Origin of the sequence: Gordonibacter sp. 28C, assembly GCF_003339845.1 — a bacterium.
GTDB lineage: Bacteria > Actinomycetota > Coriobacteriia > Coriobacteriales > Eggerthellaceae > Gordonibacter.
The window spans coordinates 148,742-171,265 of the sequence record NZ_PPTR01000003.1; the positions used below are offsets into that span (position 1 = coordinate 148,742).

Genomic DNA, 22,524 nt, shown 5'->3' on the forward strand with positions numbered 1-22,524 from the left:
CAAGCTCCCGGCATCGCCGCGAGATCGGGCGCATCGACGCTTCGCAGCGTCGAGCCGTTCCGGTCGCCGTCAGGCGGACGGAACCTACAGCGCGCCTTTCGTGGACGGCAGCGCGTCGCCCAAGCGGGCGTCGGGCTCCACGGCCTCGCGCAGGGCGCGGGCTGCAGCCTTGAACGACGCCTCCACGATGTGATGCGCGTTCTCGCCGGCCAAGCCGCGCACATGCAGCGTCGCGCCCGCGCATCCGGCGAACGCGATGAAGAACTCCTTGGCGAGCGTCGCGTCGAACGCGCCTATCATCACCGGCGGCACGTCGAGCGCCCAGTGAAGCTGGCCGCGGCCCGACAGGTCGCAGGCGGCCAGCACGAGCGCCTCGTCCATGGGCAGCGCGAGCGAGCCGAAGCGCCGGATGCCGCGCTTGTCGCCGAGCGCCTGCGCGAACGCCTGCCCCAGCACGATACCGGTGTCCTCCACCGTGTGGTGCCCGTCAACTTCGAGGTCGCCCTGCACCCGCACCTTCAGGTCGAACAGGCCGTGGCGGGCGAACGCCGCGAGCATGTGGTCGAAGAACCCGATGCCCGTCTCCACGTCCACCTCGCCCGTGCCGTCGAGGTTCACGGAAAGCGCGATGTCCGTCTCGTTCGTCGTGCGCCGTACATCGGCGGTTCGTTGGTTCATGGCTTGCCTTTCTTCTATATCCACAGGTCCGGCAACGTCGAGGCTGCCTCCCGGAGCCTCCCGGCTGACGCCGCGGGGGATCCTTCGACTGCGGCGGCTGCGCCGCCTTCGCTCAGGATGACAACCTGGGCGCTTCGCTCGCTCAGGATGACAACCTACAAGTCGCACTTGCCCATCACCGCGTCCCGCAGCGCGCGCAGGAACGCGTCGTTCTCTTCGGCCGAGCCGATGCTCGCGCGCAGGCAGTTCTCCAGGTACGGCGCGCGCGAAAAGTCGCGCACGAGCACGCCGCGCCCGTAGAGCATCTCCCATATCTGGCCCGCGTTCTCCATGCGGAACAGCACGTAGTTCGCGTCGGACGGGTACGGCTTCACGCCCGGGATGCGCTTCAGGCCGTCGATGACGCGCGCACGCTCGTCGATGATGGCGCGTATGCCCGGCTCGAACTTCGCGCGGTTCGCGTACACGACGCGCGCGACGGCCTGCGACACGGCGTCGACCGAGTACGGCTGGCGCACCTTCACGAACTCGCGCACCACCTCGGCGTCCCCCAGGATGTAGCCCATGCGCACGCCCGCGAGCGAGAACGCCTTGGAGAACGTGCGCAGGATGACCAGGTTCTTGTGCTGCGCCAGGTACGGGCGCATCGTCAGGCGCGAGAACTCGAAATACGCCTCGTCCACCATGACGAGCGCGTCGGTGGCGTCGAGCAGCTTGCAAATGAACTCCTCGCCCGCCAGCTCGCCCGTGGGGTTGTTGGGGCTGGTGACTATAAGGTAGTCGATGCCGCCTTCGGCTGCGCGCGCGAGCACGGCCTCCTCGTCGATGCGGAAGTCGGCGGTGCGCGGCACGTTCGCCACGGTCGTGTTCGTGAGGCGCGCGTTGGCTTCATACACCGAGAACGTGGGGGGCATGTTCAAAAACGTGCGGCCCGGCCCGCCCCACGCGAGCGCCAGGTCGAACAAGAGCTCGTCGCCGCCGTTGCCCACGAGCACCTGGTCGCGGTCCAGCCCGTTCGCCTCGGCTATCATATCGCGCAGGTCGTTGGCCAGCGGGTCCGGGTAGCGGTTCAGGTTCACGCGCTTCACCTCGCGCATGATCTCGTGGCGCACGTCCTTGTCCACGTCGTGCGGGTTCTCGTTGGCCGAGAGGAACGCGTCTGCGGGCAGGTACTTCGGATCGTAGGGCTCCAGGCCGGCCAGCTGGGGGGCCGGCGCGCACACGCTACGCATTCGAACCGCCTTCGCCCTCGTCGCCGAACACGTTGCCCGTACGCAGCAGGTTCTGACGCATCTCCACGCTCATGGCGTGGGCCCACAGGCCCTCGTGGCGCGCGATGGTGGTGACGGCGTCGGCGTCGCGCGCGAGCGCGGCCGGCGAGTACTGGATGACGCTCGACTTCTTCACGAACTCGTCCACCGAAAGCGGCGAGGCGTAACGGGCCGTGCCGCCCGTGGGCAGCGTGTGGTTCGGGCCGGCCACGTAATCGCCCACGGCCTCCGGCGTCCAGGCGCCCAGGAAGATGGCGCCCGCGTTGCGGATGGCGCCCAGCAGGTCGAACGCGTGGTCGAGGTGCAGCTCCAGGTGCTCGGGTGCGATCACGTTCACGGCTTCGAGAGCTTGCGGGATGCTGTCGCACACCACGACGAGCCCTTGGTCGGCCAGCGACGCGGCGGTGATCTCGGCGCGGGTGGAAGATTCCAGATGGCGCTCGACAGCTCGCTCCACCTCGTCGGCGTAGGCGGCGTCGAACGTGACCAAGTAGCAGGAGGCCAGCGGGTCGTGCTCGGCTTGGGCCATGAGGTCGATGGCCACGAGCGCCGGATCGGCCGTGGCGTCGGCCACGACGCACACCTCGGAAGGACCGGCTATCATGTCGATGCCCACATCGCCCGACACGACTTTCTTCGCGGCCGCCACGTAGGCGTTGCCGGGTCCGGTGATCTTCGCCACGGGCTCGACGGTGTCGGTGCCGTAGGCCAGCGCCGCCACGGCCTGCGCGCCGCCCACCGCGTAGATCTCGGTGACGCCCGCCAAACGGCACGCGTAGAGAATGGCCGGGTCGAGCTTCCCCGTCTTCGCGGGCGGCGTCACGCACACGATGCGCGGCACGCCGGCCACGGCGGCGGGCAGGGCGTTCATGAGCACGGTGGAGGGGTAGAGCGCGCGTCCGCCGGGCACGTAGATGCCCACGGACTCCAGCGGCTCCACTTTCGAGCCCACGAGCGCGCCGTCCTCGCGCACGGTGAACCAGCTCTGCTGGCGCTGGCGCTCGTGGAAGTCGCGGATCTGGTCGGCGGCCTGGCGCAGCGCCTTCGCCGTCTTGTCGTCCACGTAGGCCGCGGCCTCGTCGACGGCCAGCTGCGGCACGCGGAAGTCATCGAGGCGCACCCCGTCGAACTTCTCCGTGTACTCGCGCAGGGCCGCGTCGCCGCGCTCGCGCACGTCCTCGATGATGGCGGTGGCCGCCGTGAGCGCGGCGGCGTTGAACGCGCCGGTGCGCTTGAGGTGCTTGTTCGAGAAAACCTCGCCGGGCTCGAGTATGACACGACGCATGGGCTACTCCTTATCCTTGCTCGCCTGCGCCTGCGCGACCGGGGAGGTCCGCGCGAGCGCCTGGGTCAATTGTACGATACGCGCGTCGGTGCGGAACGCGCAGGCGTTCGCGAAGAACCGAGCGGTCGACGACAGCACCTCTTCGACCACCACGAGGTCGTTCTCGCGCAGCGTGGTGCCGGTGGCCGTGATGTCCACGATGCGCTCGGCCATGCCCGTCAATGGTGCCAGCTCTATGTTTCCGTGGAGTTTCACGATCTCCACCTGCATGCCCTTGCGCGCGTAATGGGCCTGCGTGATGCCGGGGTACTTCGTGGCCACGCGGATGGAGCCGAGCTCGCGGTAGCGTTCGTCGGCGGCCCCGGCGGCGGCGGCCGGCTCGGCCACGACGAAGCGGCACGCGCCGAACCCCAGGTCCACCAGCTCCACGACGTCCGGGTCGGCCTCCAAGAGCGAGTCCTTGCCGCAGATGCCGCAGTCGGCCGCGCCCAGCGCCACGAACGCGGGCGCGTCGGTGGGCCGCACGATGACGTATTCCACGCCCGGGTTCTTGATGATGAGCTGGCGGCCGGGATCGGCGAGGCCGCTCACGTCGAGCCCCGCCGCGGCGAGCGCCGCGATGGTGTCGCCGTTGAGCGAGCCCTTGGGAACCGCGATGCGCAGGGGTCGCAGGCTGGCCGAAGCCGCAGCGTCGAGTCGTTCCGGCGGCTGGCAAGCCGCCGGAACGGAAGATGCCGCCATCGCCTGCTCCAAGAAGAACGCGAACCCGGCGGCGGGACGGCTCGTGCCGTAGGCGGCGATCATGTTGTCGTAGCGGCCGCCGCTGCCGAGCGGCGTGCCCAGGCCGGGAGCGTACGCCTCGAACACGATGCCCGTGTAGTAGTCGAACGAGCTCATGACCGAGAAGTCCACCAGGATGCGCTCGCCGAGGCCCGCCTCTTCCAGCAAATCGTACGTGCGCGCAAACGCGTCGAGACCGTCCTCGCACCCGAGCGGCGCCACGAGGGCACGCACCTCGTCGATGGCTTCGCGGCCGCCGCGGATGCGCGGCAACGCGCGGATGGCGGTTGCGAACACGGGCGGCACGGCGGCGCGCTCCCCTTGGACGTCGTCGGAGGCGTCGCCGAGGATCGCGGCGCCGTCGGAGGCTGTCAGGCGATCGAGCTCCACGAAGTTCGACGCGTGGTAGGCGTCGAGCACGCGCTCCTTCCACCACGCGGGCGCGCCGCTCGCGTCGAGCAAGGCCCGCAGCACGCCCACCGTGGCCAGGGCCAGCGTGTAGCCGCGCGCGCCCGCCACGTCCAGGGCCTCCGCCAGAAGGTCCACGACCTCGGCGTCGGCCTCGGGGCCCTCCTCTCCGATGCACTCGATGCCCATCTGCGTGAGCTCGCGCGCCTTGGCCTGCATCTCCACCTCGGCCTCGCGGAACACGCGCTGCATGTAGCGGAACCTGAACGGCCCCGGACGGTCCGCCAGGCGCGTGGCCACCATGCGAGCCACCTGCAAGGTGACGTCCGGGCGCATGGCCAGAAGGTCGCCTTGCGAGTCGAAGAACCTGAACGCCGAGCCGGGCAGCCTGCCGCCCGCGCGCATCACGTCCATGACCTCGAGCGTGGGCGTTTCGATGGGGGCGTAGCCGCGCGCGGCGAAGCGCTCCTGCACGGCGCGGACGATGCGTTCGCGCCGCTGCGCCTCTTCGGTGAGCACGTCCCGAAAACCGGCCGGTGTGACGAAATTCATAGGTTCGAGCTTCTTTCCCTCGTGGTCTTGTTCCGCGGCGATCCCCGCGGCAGCGAGCCGCGTCGACGTTGCGTGTCGTTGCGGCGCGCGCAGAGTGCCGCGCACGCGCAGGGTGCGATGCGCGCGATTCGATGATAGCACCGCCCCGCCTTCCGGCGGCGGCTCGCGCGCCGTTCCGCATCGCGTCGCTATACTTTAGCACAGTAGAGTGATAAAGCAATACTTCGCGATCAGGTTCGCGCGCCTCCACGCCTTCCCCACTTCTCCCGGAGTCCCCTCGGGTTGCTTTCCTCGCAGCGCGCCTCTTCGACGCCGTCTTTTGCGAACGCCAGCTCCCTGTCCAGCTGCCGATGGCGCGCATCTATGTTCGGGCGCTTGCGGACGAGGGCGCTTGCGGACGAGGGCGCTCGGGACGAGGGCGAACGGCGGTCTCGCGCCAATCGAAGAGTCCGGAGGCGGGTCCGTGGCACAATAATGACAGATTCTCTGCATGCTCGGAGGCGAAAGCACGCCGACGGAGCACCTTGCCCCGCCTTCCCCGGGAGTTTCCCCTGGTCGCGGTGCTCGGGCGGAACGGGCGCGTCCCTCGCAGGGCGGGCCGAACGCGAGAATCCGTCATTACTGTGCCAAACGGTCCACCTCCGCCGTTAAGCCACCGTCGACGCGCCTCCGCAAAGCGCTCGATGGCGATCTGGCGCCTCGCGACTTTGAACGGGCTTGCGCCGATTTTGATCCAGCAGCGGAAGCGCCGGACCTCGGCCATTTACCCAAGACACTCGCCATCTTCCGAGCCCACTTCGCCGCGCGCTTTCTCGCGTGCTGCCTTAATCTGGGAGGTCGTAGAAAGTGAGAGAAGACGTCGCGCGAGCGCGCTCCGAGCGCTCCGAAATGACGAGATCCTGAAAAGCGGCCAAAACTCCGAAGTTCTCTGTTAAACCGCCCTTGGCACGTGCCGACGAACGCTACGTTTTGAATCCGGTCTTTTGGGATCGGACGAGATGGGAGGCCTTCTTATTGGGCGAAGGAGCCTTCCGAAGCGTCGGCGGAAGCTTTGCGGGCCAAGCTGACCTGGGCTATGTCAATGCTGTTTAACGCAGAATTCCGAAGCGCGGCAAAATACGGCCGAGAAGGGCAAGGGGCCGTGGCGGGTTTTCCGCCACGGCCCCTTTTCGTAGGACGAGGACTCCGCCCCCACCGCTCGGCAGGGAGCGTTTCGCAGGCGGGCGCGGCCGCGTCGAACGCAGCCGCGCCGTCGCCCGCTACAGGAACAATATGGGCAGCGCCGCCGACACCACGAGGAAGCGGAGCATGAAGCCGCCCACCACCACGCCGACGTCCGACGCGGCGCTGATGTAGTGGGCCCCGCGGCTCTCCTCGAACTCCTTCGGGCTGAAGAACAGAAGCCACGTCTCGAGCGCCGTCGGCAGCACCAGGCCCACGGCCACGAGCCCGAGCCAGAACGGCAGCGCGTAGGAGCCGGCCAAAAGCGACGCGGCCGACATCCACCCCGCATCGGAGTTGTAGCTGGTCACGAACAGAAGCGACGCCACCAGCACCAGCTCGATGACGGGCAGGCAGAAGTGGAACTTCTTCAGCACCCCCACGCGGTTGAACTCCTCGGCGTGGAGGAACACCGACACGAGCAGCACCGACGCCGCGCCGCTGGACAGCGCGGACACCAAGAACAGCACGGGCAGCAGCGCGTTGTTCCACAGGGGGAACGGGCGGCACACGCCCAAGAGCGCGCCGGTGTACACCGCCACGCACACGCTCACGACCACGCCCGCGACGTTGAGCCATGCCGGCACCGCGCGCTTCGCCACGTTGAGCACGAGCGCGACGACGGACACGGCCATGAACACGGACAGGAACACCACGCCCCAGGTCATGACGGAAACGCCGTTTGACAGCAGCAACGCGAAGCGCAGCGGGTCGTGCAGACCGGCCTCCGCGTCGAACATGAGCAGCACGAGCCCCACGGCAACCGCGATGGGCGCGATAAGGTACGCCACGCGCCGCATGTTGGGCGCGTCGGGGTGGCGCCACGCCAAGAACGCGGCCGTCACGAAGGCCCCGGCGCCGAGGCCGGCAAGGAACAGGTACCAGATAATGGGGGCGCCCCATACAGGTTCGAACGACATGTCATCATCACCTCACGAAATAGAACTTGGCATGGGACAGCAGATTGCTCGCGAGCGGCTGGGCGTTCGCAGCGGCGATGGCTTTCGACACCTCGGAGCTCGGATCGTCCAGATCGCCGAAGACGCGCACGCCCGCCGGGCACGCGTTCACGCAGTTGGTGGGGTGCTTCGCCGGATCGGCCTTGGCCACGCACAGCCGGCACTTGTCGACGACGCCCGTGGCGGGGTCGACCGATCGCGCCCCGTAAGGGCAGGCCGCGATGCAGTACCGGCAGCCGATGCAGCGGTCGCGGTCCACGCGGACCGTCTGGTTCTCGTCGACGTACGTCGCTTTGGTGGGGCACACCGCCGCGCAGGGCGCGTCGTCGCACTGCATGCACTGGGTGGGCACCGTCTCGGTGCGCACCGAGGGGAACGCCCCGCTCTCCCGATCGTGGAACGTGATGAACGACACGTCGGCCGGCAGGTTGTTCTGGTGCTGGCAGGCCATGCGGCACGCATGGCAGCCCACGCATTTCCGGGTGTCGACCAGCATTCCGTATCGCGTCATAGGATCACGCACCTTCCTTTTGCAAAGTCACGAGCACTTCGTTGAGCATGGCCGCGCCGGTGCCGGGTTCGTACTGGCACGGAACGAGGTTCTGCAGGCTCGCGCCGAACCCGAGGTCGGCGCGTCCGTAGTGAGGCGGCAGGTACACGGCTTCGGGGTGCACCTTCTCCGTCACCTTCGCCGTGGCCACGGTCTGGCCCGTCTCGGACGTCACCTTGACGCGGTCGCCGTCGGCGATGCCGGCCTTGTCGGCAACCGCGGGGTTCACCCACAAACGGTCCATGCCGTTGTCGAGCGCGTCTTGGCGCAGCTGGTCGGACCCGAGCGTGTAGGAGCGCACCTGGGTGAACTGGTCGCCCGTGATGAGGCGCACCCTGTCGCCGCTCGGCTGCACGGCGGGCTCCACCCACGCGGGGGTGGCGCTGCGCCCGGCGGCCGCGAACGCGTCGCAGGAGAACTCGATCTTCTTCGAAGCCGACATCATGAACGGCATCGTGCCGTACGCGAGCGTGCACTTGGGCATCTCGGCCACGCTCTCCTTGCGCAGGGCGTCGTACGACACGCCGTAGGCCTTGCACAGCGCCTCGTTGTAGTCGTCGAGCGAGAACGAGAAATACGTATCGAGTCCCAGCGGCTTGGCCAGGGCGACCACGATCTCGTACACCGCCTTCGCCTCGGGCACTGCCGGTTCGATCACCTTGTTGCGCAGCGTGGCCACCGAAGTCACCGCCGTGGCCGTGTCCACGATGCCGGGACGCTCGAGGTACGTGAGCGCGGGCAGCACGTAGTCCGACGCCTTCGCCGTGGGCGTCATCGCAGTGGCGATGGCGGCCTTGAACGGGATGGCTTCGAGCGCCGCCGCCGTGCCTTCGGAATCGGGCCAGTCGGTGAGCGGGTCGCATTCGCAGAACACCGCGGCCTCGAGCCCGGCCCGCAGGCCCGCTTGGCAGCTGGTGGCGTGCGTCAGGGAGAAGTCGCCCTCGCCTGCCGGAGGGGTCGTCACCTTGGCCGTGGGCACGAACACCGACGCGTCGAGGGCGTCGGGGCCGAGCCAGGGCGACACGGGAAACACGAGCCCGCCCGGCTGGTTGAAGTTGCCCAGCAGCGCGTTCAGCAAAAGCAGGGCGCGGATCTCCTCGGCGCTGTTCGCGTAGCCGGTGCCCAGCGTGCCCGCCCACTGCAAGTCGACGTAGCTCTGCGGCGCGGCTTCGGCCAGCGCGCGGGCCACCTCTTCGAGCTTGTCGGCCGCGACGCCCGTCTTCTCGCTCGCCCACGAGAGCGGGTACGCCTCGAGGGCGCGGGCGTAGTCTTCGAACCCGTGGCCGTTCGCCTCCACGAACGCGCGGTCGTACAGGTCGTTCTGCACGAGGAAGGACGAAACGCCCAGCAGGAAAGCCAGCTCGGAACCCGGCTTCACCGGCACCCACTCGCTCGCGAGCGAGCCGAAGGAGCACAGGCGCGGATCGACCGCGTACACCTTCGCGCCGTTGTCGCGGGCCTTGATGATCTCCTCGATCTCGCCCGGACGAACGCCCTCGTAGGACGACTTGTCCAAGAGCACGATGAACTTCGACTCCGCCGCGCTCGGCGCCGGGAACGCGCCTAGCACCGCCATGATGACCGTGGATATGTCCACGTCGGAAAGCGCGCCCTCGTCGTAGAAGTTGGCCGAGCCGAACGCGGTCATGAGACGCTGGGTGTAGTACTTGTCCGTGCCGCGGCCGTCTTGGAACCAGCCGGCCTTCTGCGGACCCGCGTCCTTCATATGCCGGGCTATGTCGGCCACCGCCTCGTCCCACGACACCGGATCGAACCCACCCGCCCCGTCGGCTTTGAGCGGGGTCTGCACGCGATCCTGCGCGTAGGCGACGTCGGGGTACCCTTGGCCGCGCCCGCAGAGGTAACCTCCCGTGAACGGATGGGACGCGAGGCCCTCCACCCGTCTGAGTTTCCCGTCCCTCACGTACGCGGCCATGCCGCACTTGTTCCCGCAACCGGCGCACAACGTGGTGACGCGCTCGTCGTTGGCGGCACCGTCCTTGGAACCCTCCGCCGCAAAAGCGGGCCCCGTTCCCGCAAGCCCTCCCGCAGAGGCGAGCGCCACCGCGCCCGCGCCCGCAGCGAGGAAGCTTCGCCTTGAAACCGTCATCGCCATACCGATTCTCCCTTCCCTTCTTGAACAAGATCCGCCCCGGCGATCGCCGCCAAGCGGCGCGCCGACCGATCCCTTGCACGGCAACCGCGCACGGCCGAGCATACGGCGGCGAAGGAAGGGGGCGTACCCTGTTTGCCGGTAGCTTGGGCGCGAACCGCAAAGTTACCCTCAAAACGGGTACAAGGCCCGCAGGCGGTGCGGTATAAAAAACAAAGGGGGTTCGAGGGGAGGGCAAGCTTGTATACTGGGACTTCCGCTTCCATTCTGCGCGGGAGCGCACGCCCGGCCCGCAAGCTCGGCGCGCGGCTGTCGCGCGTGCGGGCCGGCAGGGAGGGTACACCATGACAGACGCTGCACCGCTCGAACGCGACGCTTCCGAGCGAAGGGTCGCCAAGCTCGCGAGCATCGCGCGGGCGACGCTGCCGGTTACGATAGGGCTCGCGCTCGCCAACACCTGCTTCAACGTGGCGGTGAACGAGAGCGCGCTGAGCCTGTCCGGCCCGCTCGCCTCGAACGGGCCGGTGTTCGCGGCCGTCGCGGCCATGGCGTTGTGCATGCTGCTCCTTGCGCGGCGGAGCGAGCACCTGCGCTCCTCGACCGTGCGTTTGGGTGCTGTCTGGTGCATCGTGGCGCAGGCGCTCGCGGCCGTCGCGCTCGGCCTGCTCGAGGCCGCGCTCGTCGACGTGACCGCGGCGCGCCTCGTCGCGGTCACGGTCTTGGAGGCCGCGTCCCTCGGCGCCCTGGGTTTTTGGCTGCGCGGCGCCCGCGGGCTGTCGGCCGCCGCGGCGGCGGTCGTCGTGTTCGGAGCCGTCATCGTCAGCGAGCCGCTCATCTGCGCCGCGGCGTTCTTGCCGAGCGGCGCGACCTACGCGCTTCTGGCCGCCGTGGGCGGTGCGCAGGCGCTCTGCCTGCACCGCCTCCAACGGCGCCCCCCGGACCAGGAGGCGCTTCGTCTCGCCCTGCCGCGGATGCGGCGCGGCGGGGAGGGGCAGGCGGATTCCGACACGGGCTCCACCGGGTACTTCGGCCTCGCCCGGTCGATGGCGGACGACAAGCGCCTTCTCATCGTCACCGCCGTGGGAATCTGGATACTCGCGCTGGCAAAAGCCGTCATCCGCGTGTTTCCCCTGGGAGTGCCCATCCCCTACACGCCGGCCACGCTGGGCGTGTACTTCGTGCTGACCATAATAGTGGCGGCGGTGCTGCTGTACGTGGCGCTCGACGAGAACAGCGATGTCATGACGGCGGGAATCTGGCTGGTCATGCAGAACCTGGCCGTGCTCGCGCTGTTGGCGTGCAGCTTCTTCCCCGGCAACCTTGATATCGGGCTGAGCTTCACCTACGTGTTGGACGTGCTGCTTTTGGCCTACACCTGGTACGTGGCGCTCGCTTTCATGAACTTCGGGCAGCGGGATCCGTACTACTACGTGGGCGGCGGCCTGATCGCGTTTCTGCTGCCGCGCGCGCTGACGAACGTGGGCATGCCGATCCTGCTCGGCGCCATAAACCAGGCCGCGGCGACCACCGCCATCGCGGCGGCGCTGCTGTTGCTGTGCGCCCAGTTCCTGTTCCTGCGCCTGCCGCATCTGCGCGCCCCGGCGCCGCGGCCCGAGGACCGCGAGCGCTCTTTGAGCCACGCGGTACAGCGCGCATTCGGCCTCGAGGAGCCGGCGGACACCTCCACGGCCATGCGGCTGGCCATCATGCAAAGCCACGCGAGCCGCATGCAGGAGCAGTTCCTGCTGTCCGACCGCGAGGCGGAGGTGCTGGCGCTTTACGCACTCGGGCACACGCAGGACAAGATCGCGGGCGAACTCTTGCTCTCGCCCGGCACCGTGCACACGTACGTCATGCGCATCTACAGCAAGACCGACCTGCACTCTCGCCAGGCCATCCTCAACTACATCGAGCGCTACGTCGGCTGAGCGGGACCCGGCGAGCTTCCGATCGCGCGCGACCGCCGCCGCTACAGCAGCGACATCTGCTGGGGGGCGAAGTCGTAGGCGCAGGCCACTTCGTTCTCCAAGAGCTCGATCTCGTGGGACTCCCAGTCCTTCAGACACACCGCGAAGTTCGTGCCGCCCTGCTCGAACACGATGGCGCTGCCCACCATGCCGACGCACCTGCCGCCGCACACGTCGTCCGGGCCGTCCGGCTGCTGCAGGTCGTCGCACGAGGGCGACGGGCCGCCGAAGTAGAAGGGCGAGAAGTCCTGCGACGGCTCGGGCGCAAATCCGGCGCGAGCCACGGCCTCCACCTGCGCCAGGCGGGCAGCTTCGCGTTCGAGCACGGCGAACGCCTCGGCCGCGTCGTAGCGCTCGTTCGCCAGCAGGTCGGTCTTCTTCGCCGCGCGCATGGTCTCGGCGATGCCGGGCTGCGCGCACAGCGCCGCCTCCAGCTCGCGTGCCGCGTAGGCGTCGTCGAACCGGCCGACGATGCGCCCGGCCCGCGCGCCCTGCTCCAACAGGCGGCGGATGCCGCGCGAGGCGCCCGTGATGCCGGCCTTCACGTGCCCTGGCGAGAAGTACGCCAGGTACGCGATGTGCGGCTCGGCGTTGTAGGCGCGCTGCTGGGGCGAGATGAAATCCGTGTTGTAGAACGAGGGATTGAAGCCCGTGGCCTCCTGGCACGCCGGGCAGACCGTGTCCTTCGCGTCGGGCAGGAGCTCCACGTCGAGCGGGCACGGCACCTTCTGGTGCGTCTCCAGGTCGTGGCGTCCCACGCAGCGGCGCGTGGGCAGGCGGCGCAGCGAGAACGTGCGCCCGCGCACGTCGAAGCGCTCCTGCACGTTGCGCACGCGGTCGTTCACCAGCAGGTAGGGGCCCTTTTCATCACAGCCGTGCCCCGCGAGCACGGCTGCGCGCACGTCGTTCGAATTCGTCATCATGTTATCCTCGTTTTACTCTCATACGCCTCGTCATTTTTTCGAAGCGAATGATAGCGCACAAGGGGCATATACGCGAGGGGCTCCGGGCGAAAAGCCGGAAATCCCACAGGAGGTGCAAACCGGGGGAGTTCTCGGAGCTAGCGCCCCATCGCCTGCACGGCCATCGACATGTTGTAGGAGAAGTACACGGCCACGACCACGAACACGCTCGCGGCGATCTTCGCCGCGATATGCCAATCGCTCCTCCACGCCAGCACGATGCCAACCGGCCAGAAGACCACCAGGAAGAAGATGATCCAAAACGTCTGCTTGTACCACTTCTTCTGGTTGGGCTCCTCCATCAGATCGTTCGCGTCCTGGCGCAGGTCCCTGCGCTGCCAGTCCCCCGGGCGTCGGTTGTCGTCGGCCATGCCGCTTCCTTTCGTCGAGCGAATCGCCTTTGTTTCCCCTATCGTACCACGCCTGCGGTCCGCAGGCTCAAACCGTCACGCCGTTACCGCAGCCCGGAGTACTCCACGTCGATCTGGTCGTCGAGGTACTCCTGCACCGGCGCCCTGCCGTACTCCTCGAGATGCTCGAGATGCCAGCACTCGGTAGGGGGCAACCCCTCGATGCTAGCGGCCACGAACACCGGGTCCTTCCCGGCTTTGCGCTGCGCCGTGTAGTCGTCGAGCACCTTGAGCGCCCACTTGCCCAGGAGCACGATGGCGACGAGGTTCACGATGGCCATAAGGCCCATGAATATGTCGGCCAGGTTCCACGCCAAATCGAAGCTGTTCACCGCGCCGTAGAAGACGACCGCGAGGCACACCAGGCGAAACGCCAGCAAAAGCGCCTTGCTGTCGCCCTTGATGAAGCGCAGGTTGTTCTCGGCGTAAAAGTAGTTGCCGATGAGGCTGGAGAACGCGAAGGCGAAGATGGCGAACGTGATGAAGTGGATGCCGACCTCGCCTACCGAGTTGTTCACGGCCATCTGAACGAGCGGCATGCCGTTGAGCGCCGCGGCCGCCTGCGGATCCTGCACGTAGAACACGAGCACCATCATGGCCGAGCACGTGCAGATGAGCAGCGTGTCGATGTACACGGACAAGCTCTGCACGAGGCCCTGCTTGCAGGGATGCGACACCGACGCCGTGGCGGCGGCGTTCGGCGCCGAGCCCATGCCGGCCTCGTTGGAGTACAGGCCGCGTTTGATGCCCAGCATGACCACCGAGCCCGCGAACCCACCGAAGATCGACGGGAAGTCGAACGCCGACGCGAACACCATCGAGAACACCGCGGGCAGCTCGGCGATGTTGGTGACGGTGGTCCACACCGCGATGGCGATGTAGGCGAAGGCCATGACGGGCACGATGATGGACGTGATGACGCTGATGCGCTTCGCACCGCCGAAGATGACGAACGCGGTCATGACGGCCAGCACGATACCGCAGGCCACGGCCGCACCGTTCGTGGCGTAATCGGGAATGTAGTACTCGAGCGACGATGCCGCGTTGAATGCCTGAAGCCCGTTGAACCCGAACGCGAAGCACAGGATGAGCAGCACGGCGAACAAAATGCCCAGCCAGCGCTTCCCCAACGCCTGCTGGATGTAGTACGCTGGTCCTCCGCGGAACTCCCCTTCTTTGCCGCGCACCTTCCAGATCTACGCGAGCGTGGACTCGACGAACGCCGACGCCGCGCCGACGATGGCCATGAGCCCCATCCAGAACACCGCGCCCGGGCCGCCCGTGGCGATGGCGGTTGCCACGCCCGCGATGTTGCCCGTGCCCACGCGCGAGGCCGTGGACACCATGAGCGCCTGGAACGACGAGATGGAGCGCTCGCCCTGCACGTGCTTCTTCTCGGTGAGCTGCGAGAACATGTCCTTGAGGTAGCGCAGCTGCACGGCCTTCGTGCGCACGGTGAAGTGCACGCCCACGATCACCAGCAACAGCAGCAGGATGTACGTGTACAGAAAGCCGTCGACCTCGCCGGTGACAGCGATGAGCGTTGCGTTGAAGTCCATTGATCCCTTTCCGTTCTTGTTCCCCCGCCATCCGTCTGTCATCCTGAGCGCAGGCGGCGGAGCCGCCGGAGTCGAAGGATCCCGCGCGGCGTCAGCCGGGAACGTCACGGCTGACGCCGCGCGGGATCCTTCGACTCGCTTACGCTCGCTCAGGATGACAACCGAGAGCTTGCGTTTCGCCCAGGATGACAGCCGAGGCTTGCGTTTCGTCTAGGACGACAGCTTGCTCGCCAGAAGCTCGTTTATGACCTTCGGGTTGCCTTGGCCGCGCATCTCCTTCATGCACTGGCCCACGAAGAACCCGATGAGGCCCGTCTTGCCGCCCCGGTACTGCTCCACCTTGTCGGGGTTGGCGGCCAGCACGGCGTCGACCACGGCCTCGATGGCGCCGGTGTCGGACACCTGCTCCATGCCGCGCTCGCGCACGATGGCGTCCGGGTCCTTGTCCTCGTCGAGGATGGCCGCGAACACCTCCTTGGCCTGCTTGGACGAGATGGCGTCGGCCGCCGTCAGGCGCACGAGCGCCACGGCGCGCGCGGGCGTGAGCGGCGTGTCCGCCAGCTGGGCGCCCTCGTGCGCGTTGAGGTAGGCGGTCACGTCGTTGATGACGAGGTTCGCCACGGGCTTCGCCAGCTTGGCCGCGTCGGCGCCGGCCAGCTCCATGCACGCCTCGAAGAAGTCGGCGGTCGCGCGATGCTCGACCAAGTGGCGCGCGTCGTAGGGCGTGAGGCCGAACGCGTCCTCGAAGCGGGCCGCCTTCTGGTCGGGCAGCTCGGGGAGCTTCGCGCGCACGGATTCGATCCACTCGTCGGTGAGGTCGTAGGGCGCGAGGTCGGGGTCGGGGAACAGGCGGTAGTCGTCGGCCGTCTCCTTCACGCGCATCACGATGGTGCGCTTGGCCGAGGGGTCCCAGTGCCTCGTCTCCTGGAAGATCTGGCCGCCCTCCTCGAGCACCTCCGCCTGGCGGCAGATCTCGTAGGCCAGGCCGTCGTGGAGGTTCTTGAAGCTGTTCATGTTCTTGAGCTCGGTCTTCACGCCGAACTCCTTGGCGCCGCGGCGGCGCAGGCTCACGTTGCCGTCGCAGCGCATGGAGCCTTCCTCCATCGAACAGTCGGAGATGCCGAGCGCCAGGTAGATCTGGCGCAGCTTCTGCATGAACAGGCGCGCCTCCTCGGGCGTGCGTAGGTCGGGATCGGTGACCAGCTCGGTGAGCGGGGTGCCCGCGCGGTTGTAGTCCACCAGCGAGTGCGTGGCGCCGGCGATGCGGCCCTCGCCGCCGCCGATGTGCACCATCTTGCCCGCGTCCTCCTCCATGTGGATGCGCGTGATGCCCACGTGCGCGGTGTAGCCGGTCTCGGTGCGCGTGGCGTTGCCCCGGCTCTCGCCCACGTCCAGGCCGTCCAGGTCGATGCGCTCCTTGGCGGCCGCGCCGTCCACGTCGAGGTCGAGGTGGCCGCGCATGCAGAACGCCACGGGGCCCTGCGTGGTCTGGTAGTTCTTCGACATGTCGGGGTACATGTAGGTCTTGCGGTAGAACATCGAGTGCTTCTCGATGTCGCAGTTCGTGGCCAGGCCCGCCAGCACGATGGACTCGATGGCCGCGCGGTTGGGCACGGGCAGCGCGCCGGGCATGCCGAGGCACACGGGGCACGTGTGCGTGTTCGGCTCGGCGCCGAACTCCAGCTTGCAGCCGCAGAACATCTTGGTGTCGAGCGTGGTGAGCTCGGCGTGGATCTCCAGGCCGATGACGGCCTCCCAATCCTTGAGCACCTCTTCGAGCTTCCGCATGGCTACTCACCTGCCTTTCCGTCGGCGTAGGCGGGGGCGATCGGAGCCGGGCCGTACACCGTTTCCAACGCGGCGGCAGCGCGCAGCATGTTCTCGTCCTTGAACGCCGGCGAGATGAGCTGCACGCCCACCGGCAGGTGCGTGTCGGCGCCCAGGCCCACCGGCAGGCTCATGCCGCCGTTGCCCGCGATGTTGATGGAGATGGTGAACATGTCCGACAGGTACATGTCCGTGGGGTCGCTCACCTCGCCGAACCTGAACGACGTGCGCGGCGACACGGGGGCCAGGATGCAGTCCACCTGCTCGTAGGCGCGCGCGTAGTCCTGCGTGATGAGCGTGCGCACCTGCTGCGCCGGGTAGTAGTACTTGTCGTACACGCCGGCGGACAACAGGTAGCTGCCGAGCATCACGCGGCGGCGCGTCTCGGGGCCGAAACCCGCGGCGCGGCTGGCCTCGTACTGGCTTCCCAGGTCCTTGTGGCCCGGATCGCAGTAGCCGTAGCGCACGGAATCGAAGCGGGCCAGGTTGCTGAACGCCTCGCATGGGCCCAGCACGTAGTAGGCGCTCATGGCGGCCTGCGCGTTGGGCAGGTCCACCTCCACGAGCTCGGCGCCCAGCGCGCGCAGGTGCTCGGCGGCCTCCTCCACCTTGGCCTTCACCTCGGGCGTGAGGCCCTGGGCCTCCATGAACGCGGGCACGACGCCGATGCGCATGCCGCGCACGCCCTCGGCCAGGTTCGCCGTGAAGTCGGTGTCGACGTTCTGGCTCGTGCAGTCGAGCACGTCGCGGCCGGCGATGGCGTTCATGGCCAGCGCCGCGTCCTCCACCGAGCGCGTGAACGGGCCCACCTGGTCGAGCGAGCTGCCGAACGCCACCACGCCGTAACGGCTGACAACGCCGTAGGTGGGTTTCACGGCCACCGTGCCGCAGAAGCTGCCGGGCTGGCGGATGGAACCGCCCGTGTCGCTGCCGAGCGTGACCGTGGCCAGGCCGGCGGCCACCGCCGCGGCGCTGCCGCCCGACGAGCCGCCGGGCACGCGGGAGAGGTCCCACGGGTTCTTCGTGGGGCCGAAGGCGCTCGTCTCCGTGGAGGAACCGAACGCGAACTCGTCCATGTTGAGCTTGCCGAGCGGGATGCCGCCCGCCTCGATGGTGCGGGCCACGCACGTGGCCGTGAACGGCGACACGTAGTTCTCGAGCATCTTCGACGAGCACGTGGTGTGCGTGCCCTCCAGGTTCATGTTGTCCTTGAACGCCACGGGCACGCCGGCCAGGGGGCCGCACGCGTCCAGCTCGCCGGCGGCCACGGCCGCGTCGACCTTGGCGGCCTGCTCGAGCGCCAGCTGCTCGGTGGTTTCGAGGAAGGCGTGCAGGTCCTTGTTCGCGACGTCGATGCGCGCGAGCGAGGATTCCGCGATCTCGCGGGCGGAGAACTCCTTGGCGGCGAGGCCGGCGCGGATGACGCGGGCGCCCATCGTGCCGAACGCTGGAGAGGCGGCCATCAACGATCGCCTCCTTCGCCCAGGATCGATGGGATGAGGAAGCAGCCGTCCTGCTGCTTCGGCGCGTTCTCGAGCGCGACCCCCTGCGTGAAGGAGGGCTCCTCCGCGTCCTCGCGCATGACGTTGGACAGGCCGCCGATGGGGTGGAACGTGGGCTCCACGCCCTCCAGGTCGTATTCGGTGATGGGACTCAGGCTGTCGATGATGGCGTTCAGGTCGCCCGTCATCCGCGCGACCTCCTCGTCCGTGAGGCCGATGCGCGTGTACTCGGCGATATCGCGCACATCGTGCTCGGTTACGTGTTGGGTCATGGGGTGGCTCTTTCTTCTCCGTTTTCCGACAGCGCCTATGGTACCATCCGAAAGAACCGAAAAAGGATGAAACCGGCCATCTTCGCGGACACAACAGCGGCGTCCGGCGCCGTCTCCGCCCTGCGCCGGGCATGATAGAAAACGCGCTTACGGGCGAGCGGGGCGCTCGCGGAAACGTATTCCAAAACTATGGCATTGACGGTTGGCTGCACGCTTCGAGAATGCTATGATCAAGAACGTCGAGCAGATGCGCACCTTCCTTATCCTTTCGATCATGGTTATCCGAACCCGAGACTCGAGGAACGTCGCTGCTCGCAACGACCTCCCCGAGCATAAAGAACGGCGAGCATCCGATCGATCCTCTTTCAAAGCGCTTGGAGCATGCGAGCACCCGCGCAAGGGGAAACGTCTGGGGGGACGTCAATGAACATCGAGTATCTCTACTACTTCGCCGAAGCAGCCAGGCAGGGATCGATATCCGGCGCCGCTCACAGTTACAACATATCCCAGCAAGGGCTCAGCCGGGCCATCCAATGCATCGAGAACGGGTACGGGATCGCCCTTTTCGAGCGCAAGGGGAACTCTATCAGCTTGACGAAGGCGGGGGAGGTGTTCCTCGAAGAAGCCGAGGGGGTCATCGCCGCACACAACCATCTGCAGGAAAGCATATCCTGCTACGCGCCGAAACGCACGGCATGGGATTGCCGCATCAACATCCTCATGACGCTGAACGTGGCCTTCAACGTCTGGCCGCCGCTCAGCAAGAACCTGCAGCAAGCGTTTCCCAACAGCCTCTTCTCGATCCAAGAGCTCCATCACGACCAGATAGCCTCGAAGCTGTGCCTTTATCCGTCCGAGAGCACCTTCGCCCTGATGAGCATACCGGAGACGATCAAGGGCACGTTCTCCGCCCTTCCACTCGAAATGGAGCCCATCATGGACGTGCGGCTCATGGCGAAGGTGGGCAAGAACTCCGCCTACGCTCAACGCGAAACGGTGTCGGCGCGCGATCTTCAGCAAGCGCCCCTCGTCATGCACGACGATCCTGTTTTGGAGAAGATGTTGCTGTTTTTGACGGGAAGCAACAGCGACGAGCTTGAAAGCACCTTGCTTCGCACGAACAGCTACGACATCATGGCCGACGGCCTGAAGCAGTTCAACGCCATAGGATTCTCGAACACGTTCTGCTTCCACTACAACCGCACCCCCGACATAGCCATCCTCCCGCTCGAGAAAAGCATCCGCACGCCCATCTACTTCGTCTACAACAAGGCGGCGACCGACGATTCGTCGGAAATCCTGAAAATAAAGGACTTCCTGCTGAAGACCGTGGAGCTCGACTTCCCCCTCGTTCGCTACAAGCAGGAAGACGACTCCTAGACGGCACCCGGCGAAAGCGGCCGACACGCGAAAAGGCCGCAACCATCGCGTCGCGGCCTAAGGTCTCTATGCAGGTTCGAAGGTTACCGGAACAGGCAGGTGCGGCGTCCGAGCGAAGCCGCCCGCTCGGCCAGCTCGCCCGCCTCCCCTACGGCCAGCGCCTTGCCGATGCATATCTTGGCGCACGAGGCGCCCTCCCCGAACTCGACGCACTGGGCGCAGCGGTCCAAGCTGTAGGGAATCGGACAGAGGAACATTTTGAGACGGCCATCCACCTCCTCGGGCTTACAGTTCATCACCTTGAGGTAGGAGCTCCCCACAGGCAGGTCCCAATGATCGCTGCAAGCGCTCTGACAGGCGTAGCACCCGACGCAAAAGTCGAGGTCGACGAGCATGCCGATAGTTTTTCCCATGATGACCTCCTATACCGTTGCCTTGACAACACGAGCGAGCGTGCCGCGCATCGGCGTGCACCCGAACCCCGGATCGGACCCGTCGGCAGGTATCAGCACGTTCGGATTCGCCTGGTCCCAATCGAAGCCCGGCAGGTTGAGCTCCTTGCATTCGTCCTTGTAGTTTTGCCGCGGAAGGCTGAGCACGCCTTTGAGCACCGCCTTGCTCGGTCGAGCCTTTGCCTTCATGCGCCCCCGTGGCGACTCCACGTACACCCACTCCCCCTCGGATATCTGGAGCTCGCGCGCGTCAAGGTCGTTCATCTCGACGTAGGGCCACGGCTCCAGCACGCGCTGGCGGGCGATGTTCGTCCAGGCGCTGTGGTAGAACGGGTAGTCGCGACAACCGGTGGTCAGCACGAAGGGGTACTCCTGGTAGACTTCAGGCGTCGAGACGGGTCCCTCCTCCGGCTCCGCATAGGTCGGGTACGGGGCGTTGTAGCCGTACACCGGCATGGCTTCGGAGTATATCTCTATCTTTTTCGAGGCGGTTTTGAACTCGATGAGCCCCTTCTTGTGCTGTTCGTAGATGCGGCTCTCACCCGCGTTCTTCGGCTGGATGTAGGCTCGCTCGACGGCCTCCTCCCACGTTCCGTCCTCGGGCCAATCGTAGAACCACTTCAGGCGCTCAAGGTACATCTCTTCCGTTGAATCCCACGGCCACCACTCCGGCTTCAAGCGCTTGCCCACCTCTCGCCAGAAGAACCAGTCGTCTTTCGCCTCGCCCGGCGGATCGACGGCAATCTGGGGGATGGTCACGATGCAGGGATCCGGGATCACTTCTTCGTCGCCCATGTCGCGTTCCGACCAATGCGCCGCAGGCAGCACGATGTCGGCCAGCTGGGCGGTGGGCGTCATCCAGTAGTCCATGACGGTGAGCATCTCCAGGTTGTCGTTGAGCAGCGCCTCTCGTATTCTCTGAGGGTCCTCGTAGCATCCCAGAAGATCGGTTGCGACGCAGAAGATGCCCTTCACCGGCCACGGCTTCTCGGTTTCTATGGCCTCCCATACCGAAGCGGGCCAGTTCGAGCTCGCGTACACCTGCGTGTACATGGGATACTTGTCGTAGCCGAGCCGCAAATGGTTTCCCGGAACCTGATCGGCCATGGTGATCTTCGGATCGAACGTGACGTCCCAGATGGGGTTGAAGAAGATGCCTCCCGGCAAATCGACCGGAGGATCGAGCAGTATCTGGAGAATGGTGATGGCGCGCCCGCTTTGCAGGGCGTTGCTGCTCATCATGCACGCACCCAGATAAGGTGAGAGGATGCACGGCTTGTTGCTGACGATGATGTCGTAGGCTTCGCGGATGCGCTCTTCCGGAATCCAGGTGATCTTCGCGGTGAACTCCGGTGTGAACTCCCTCAGGTAATCGGCGTACTCCTGAAACGCGGTGCGGCACGTGCGCTGGGAGCCATCGGCCATGGTGACCGCGAAGGAGCCTTCGAGCGCCGGCCGAACGTTCTCCCTGTCATAGGACTTCGTCTCGGGGCGCCACACGGCCACGTCGTTGCTCGCGGTGTCCCAAACCACGTAATGGTCGGCCGCTTCGTCGGCGGACGCATCCAGGTCGAAATCGCGCAGCAGGCGATCCTCGTCAGGGTTCACGAGGAAGGGCGCGTTCGTCCATTCGGTCAGCAGCTCTTCGCCGTACTCCTTGTTCTGGATAACGAGGTTGCTCAGGCACAGGGCGAGCGCCGAATCGGTGCCGGGGCGTATCTGCAGAAACACGTCGGCCTTGGAAGCTATATCCCGAAACACCGGATCTACCACGATAAGCTTGCCACCATCGCGCTTGGAATCGAGCATGCGCAGGCCGCTGTGCTGGCGAGAGCGGATAGGGTTGGAGCCCCATGACACGTTGCACTTCGCCCTCCGATAGTCGCAGGCTTCGTGAGGGTGGAACATACGGCCCCAGGTCACATGCGTCTGCGCCAAATTCGGCAGCAGGCAGACATGCGTGGGGGCCAGCGAGAAGCCGGGGACCCCGATGGATGACTGGAGCCGGTAATGCCATGCGTTGCAGGCCCGTCCCGTTCCCTGCGCGGTCACCACGCTTTCCGGCCCGCAGTCCTCGATTATCTGGCGCATCTTCTCGGCAATGGCGTCGAGCGCCTCGTCCCAGGTGATGCGCTCCCACTTGCCCTCCCCTCGTTCGCCGGTTCGTCGCAGAGGGTATTTCAGCCTGTCGGAATGCTCGTGAATCTCCTTGGCCGAATACGCCTTCGTGCAGAGCATTCCCTCGCTTATGGGGTGGTTCGGATCGCCTTCGACGCCGACGATCTCTCCGTCCTCGACAACCAGCACGACGCCGCACTTCGTATGGCAGTCGTGGCACATGGTGCGTACTTTCTTCTTCATGGTGCGTCCTTTCGA

The 22,524-nt window shown here is 66.7% G+C and carries 16 protein-coding genes and 1 pseudogene; 2 read left to right on the forward strand and 15 right to left on the reverse strand.

The features are described from left to right. Window positions 1-84: 84 nt before the first annotated feature. The 7 genes from hisB to C1878_RS04895 form a co-directional block, all read right to left on the reverse strand. On the reverse strand, window positions 85-678 hold the full coding sequence (gene hisB / locus C1878_RS04865) for an imidazoleglycerol-phosphate dehydratase HisB (protein ID WP_114600574.1): 594 nt from the start codon (window positions 676-678) through the stop codon (window positions 85-87). Between the two features lie 155 nt (window positions 679-833). Then, on the reverse strand, window positions 834-1,910 hold the full coding sequence (hisC, locus tag C1878_RS04870; protein ID WP_114600575.1) for a histidinol-phosphate transaminase: 1,077 nt from the start codon (window positions 1,908-1,910) through the stop codon (window positions 834-836). Then, window positions 1,903-3,234: a histidinol dehydrogenase gene (gene hisD, locus C1878_RS04875; protein ID WP_114600576.1), complete on the reverse strand. Its 1,332-nt coding sequence runs from the start codon at window positions 3,232-3,234 to the stop codon at window positions 1,903-1,905. Before hisD ends, hisC begins: the two co-directional genes overlap by 8 nt. Before the next feature lie 3 nt (window positions 3,235-3,237). Further along, window positions 3,238-4,974 (reverse strand): ATP phosphoribosyltransferase regulatory subunit, encoded by a 1,737-nt coding sequence (gene hisZ / locus C1878_RS04880; protein ID WP_114600577.1) that lies wholly within the window; start codon window positions 4,972-4,974, stop codon window positions 3,238-3,240. Between the two features lie 1,259 nt (window positions 4,975-6,233). Then, window positions 6,234-7,115, reverse strand: coding sequence for an NrfD/PsrC family molybdoenzyme membrane anchor subunit (nrfD, locus tag C1878_RS04885; RefSeq protein WP_114600578.1), 882 nt, complete (start codon window positions 7,113-7,115; stop codon window positions 6,234-6,236). A gap of 7 nt (window positions 7,116-7,122) precedes the next feature. Further along, complete coding sequence (locus tag C1878_RS04890; RefSeq protein ID WP_114600579.1) at window positions 7,123-7,665, reverse strand: 4Fe-4S dicluster domain-containing protein; 543 nt, start codon at window positions 7,663-7,665, stop codon at window positions 7,123-7,125. A gap of 4 nt (window positions 7,666-7,669) precedes the next feature. Then, a complete protein-coding gene (locus C1878_RS04895; RefSeq protein WP_158539721.1) occupies window positions 7,670-9,820 on the reverse strand; it encodes a molybdopterin-dependent oxidoreductase in 2,151 nt (716 codons plus the stop codon). Window positions 9,821-10,161: 341 nt separating this feature from the next. Here C1878_RS04895 and C1878_RS04900 point away from each other — a divergent pair, with 341 nt between their 5' ends. Further along, the gene (locus tag C1878_RS04900; protein ID WP_114600581.1) at window positions 10,162-11,745 is read left to right on the forward strand and encodes a LuxR C-terminal-related transcriptional regulator; all 1,584 of its coding nucleotides are present in this window, start codon (window positions 10,162-10,164) and stop codon (window positions 11,743-11,745) included. 41 nt (window positions 11,746-11,786) lie between these two features. Here the strand turns inward: C1878_RS04900 and C1878_RS04905 are convergent, their stop codons facing one another. The 6 genes and pseudogenes from C1878_RS04905 to gatC form a co-directional block, all read right to left on the reverse strand. Further along, complete coding sequence (locus C1878_RS04905) at window positions 11,787-12,707, reverse strand: DUF2797 domain-containing protein (RefSeq protein ID WP_241963611.1); 921 nt, start codon at window positions 12,705-12,707, stop codon at window positions 11,787-11,789. Between the two features lie 137 nt (window positions 12,708-12,844). Then, complete coding sequence (locus C1878_RS04910; RefSeq protein ID WP_114600582.1) at window positions 12,845-13,117, reverse strand: DUF2427 domain-containing protein; 273 nt, start codon at window positions 13,115-13,117, stop codon at window positions 12,845-12,847. Between the two features lie 83 nt (window positions 13,118-13,200). Continuing rightward, window positions 13,201-14,715: pseudogene (locus tag C1878_RS04915) on the reverse strand (alanine/glycine:cation symporter family protein). 210 nt (window positions 14,716-14,925) lie between these two features. Further along, window positions 14,926-16,503 carry an Asp-tRNA(Asn)/Glu-tRNA(Gln) amidotransferase subunit GatB gene (gatB, locus tag C1878_RS04920; RefSeq protein WP_114600583.1) on the reverse strand — a complete coding sequence of 526 codons (1,578 nt, stop codon included), beginning with the start codon at window positions 16,501-16,503 and terminating at the stop codon, window positions 14,926-14,928. 2 nt (window positions 16,504-16,505) lie between these two features. Then, window positions 16,506-18,005 carry an Asp-tRNA(Asn)/Glu-tRNA(Gln) amidotransferase subunit GatA gene (gene gatA, locus C1878_RS04925; RefSeq protein WP_114600584.1) on the reverse strand — a complete coding sequence of 500 codons (1,500 nt, stop codon included), beginning with the start codon at window positions 18,003-18,005 and terminating at the stop codon, window positions 16,506-16,508. Further along, window positions 18,005-18,316 (reverse strand): Asp-tRNA(Asn)/Glu-tRNA(Gln) amidotransferase subunit GatC, encoded by a 312-nt coding sequence (gene gatC / locus C1878_RS04930; protein WP_114600585.1) that lies wholly within the window; start codon window positions 18,314-18,316, stop codon window positions 18,005-18,007. Before gatC ends, gatA begins: the two co-directional genes overlap by 1 nt. Window positions 18,317-18,739: 423 nt before the next feature. Between gatC and C1878_RS04935 the strand changes: the two genes are divergently transcribed. After that, window positions 18,740-19,696 carry a LysR family transcriptional regulator gene (locus C1878_RS04935; RefSeq protein ID WP_158539722.1) on the forward strand — a complete coding sequence of 319 codons (957 nt, stop codon included), beginning with the start codon at window positions 18,740-18,742 and terminating at the stop codon, window positions 19,694-19,696. An 83-nt stretch (window positions 19,697-19,779) separates the two neighbouring features. Here C1878_RS04935 and C1878_RS04940 read toward each other — a convergent pair whose 3' ends face one another. Then, window positions 19,780-20,109 carry a hypothetical protein gene (locus C1878_RS04940; protein WP_114600587.1) on the reverse strand — a complete coding sequence of 110 codons (330 nt, stop codon included), beginning with the start codon at window positions 20,107-20,109 and terminating at the stop codon, window positions 19,780-19,782. A 9-nt stretch (window positions 20,110-20,118) separates the two neighbouring features. After that, window positions 20,119-22,509, reverse strand: coding sequence for a molybdopterin-dependent oxidoreductase (locus C1878_RS04945; RefSeq protein WP_114600588.1), 2,391 nt, complete (start codon window positions 22,507-22,509; stop codon window positions 20,119-20,121). Window positions 22,510-22,524: the final 15 nt, after the last annotated feature.

Bases quoted from the DNA above. Each gene is read 5' to 3' on its own strand.
- hisB (WP_114600574.1), bottom strand. From the start codon at position 678: ATGAACCAACGAACCGCCGATGTACGGCGCACGACGAACGAGACGGAC.
- hisC (WP_114600575.1), bottom strand. From the start codon at position 1,910: ATGCGTAGCGTGTGCGCGCCGGCCCCCCAGCTGGCCGGCCTGGAGCCC.
- hisD (WP_114600576.1), bottom strand. From the start codon at position 3,234: ATGCGTCGTGTCATACTCGAGCCCGGCGAGGTTTTCTCGAACAAGCAC.
- hisZ (WP_114600577.1), bottom strand. From the start codon at position 4,974: ATGAATTTCGTCACACCGGCCGGTTTTCGGGACGTGCTCACCGAAGAG.
- nrfD (WP_114600578.1), bottom strand. From the start codon at position 7,115: ATGTCGTTCGAACCTGTATGGGGCGCCCCCATTATCTGGTACCTGTTC.
- C1878_RS04890 (WP_114600579.1), bottom strand. From the start codon at position 7,665: ATGACGCGATACGGAATGCTGGTCGACACCCGGAAATGCGTGGGCTGC.
- C1878_RS04895 (WP_158539721.1), bottom strand. From the start codon at position 9,820: ATGGCGATGACGGTTTCAAGGCGAAGCTTCCTCGCTGCGGGCGCGGGC.
- C1878_RS04900 (WP_114600581.1), top strand. From the start codon at position 10,162: ATGACAGACGCTGCACCGCTCGAACGCGACGCTTCCGAGCGAAGGGTC.
- C1878_RS04905 (WP_241963611.1), bottom strand. From the start codon at position 12,707: ATGATGACGAATTCGAACGACGTGCGCGCAGCCGTGCTCGCGGGGCAC.
- C1878_RS04910 (WP_114600582.1), bottom strand. From the start codon at position 13,117: ATGGCCGACGACAACCGACGCCCGGGGGACTGGCAGCGCAGGGACCTG.
- gatB (WP_114600583.1), bottom strand. From the start codon at position 16,503: ATGCGGAAGCTCGAAGAGGTGCTCAAGGATTGGGAGGCCGTCATCGGC.
- gatA (WP_114600584.1), bottom strand. From the start codon at position 18,005: ATGGCCGCCTCTCCAGCGTTCGGCACGATGGGCGCCCGCGTCATCCGC.
- gatC (WP_114600585.1), bottom strand. From the start codon at position 18,316: ATGACCCAACACGTAACCGAGCACGATGTGCGCGATATCGCCGAGTAC.
- C1878_RS04935 (WP_158539722.1), top strand. From the start codon at position 18,740: ATGAACATCGAGTATCTCTACTACTTCGCCGAAGCAGCCAGGCAGGGA.
- C1878_RS04940 (WP_114600587.1), bottom strand. From the start codon at position 20,109: ATGGGAAAAACTATCGGCATGCTCGTCGACCTCGACTTTTGCGTCGGG.
- C1878_RS04945 (WP_114600588.1), bottom strand. From the start codon at position 22,509: ATGAAGAAGAAAGTACGCACCATGTGCCACGACTGCCATACGAAGTGC.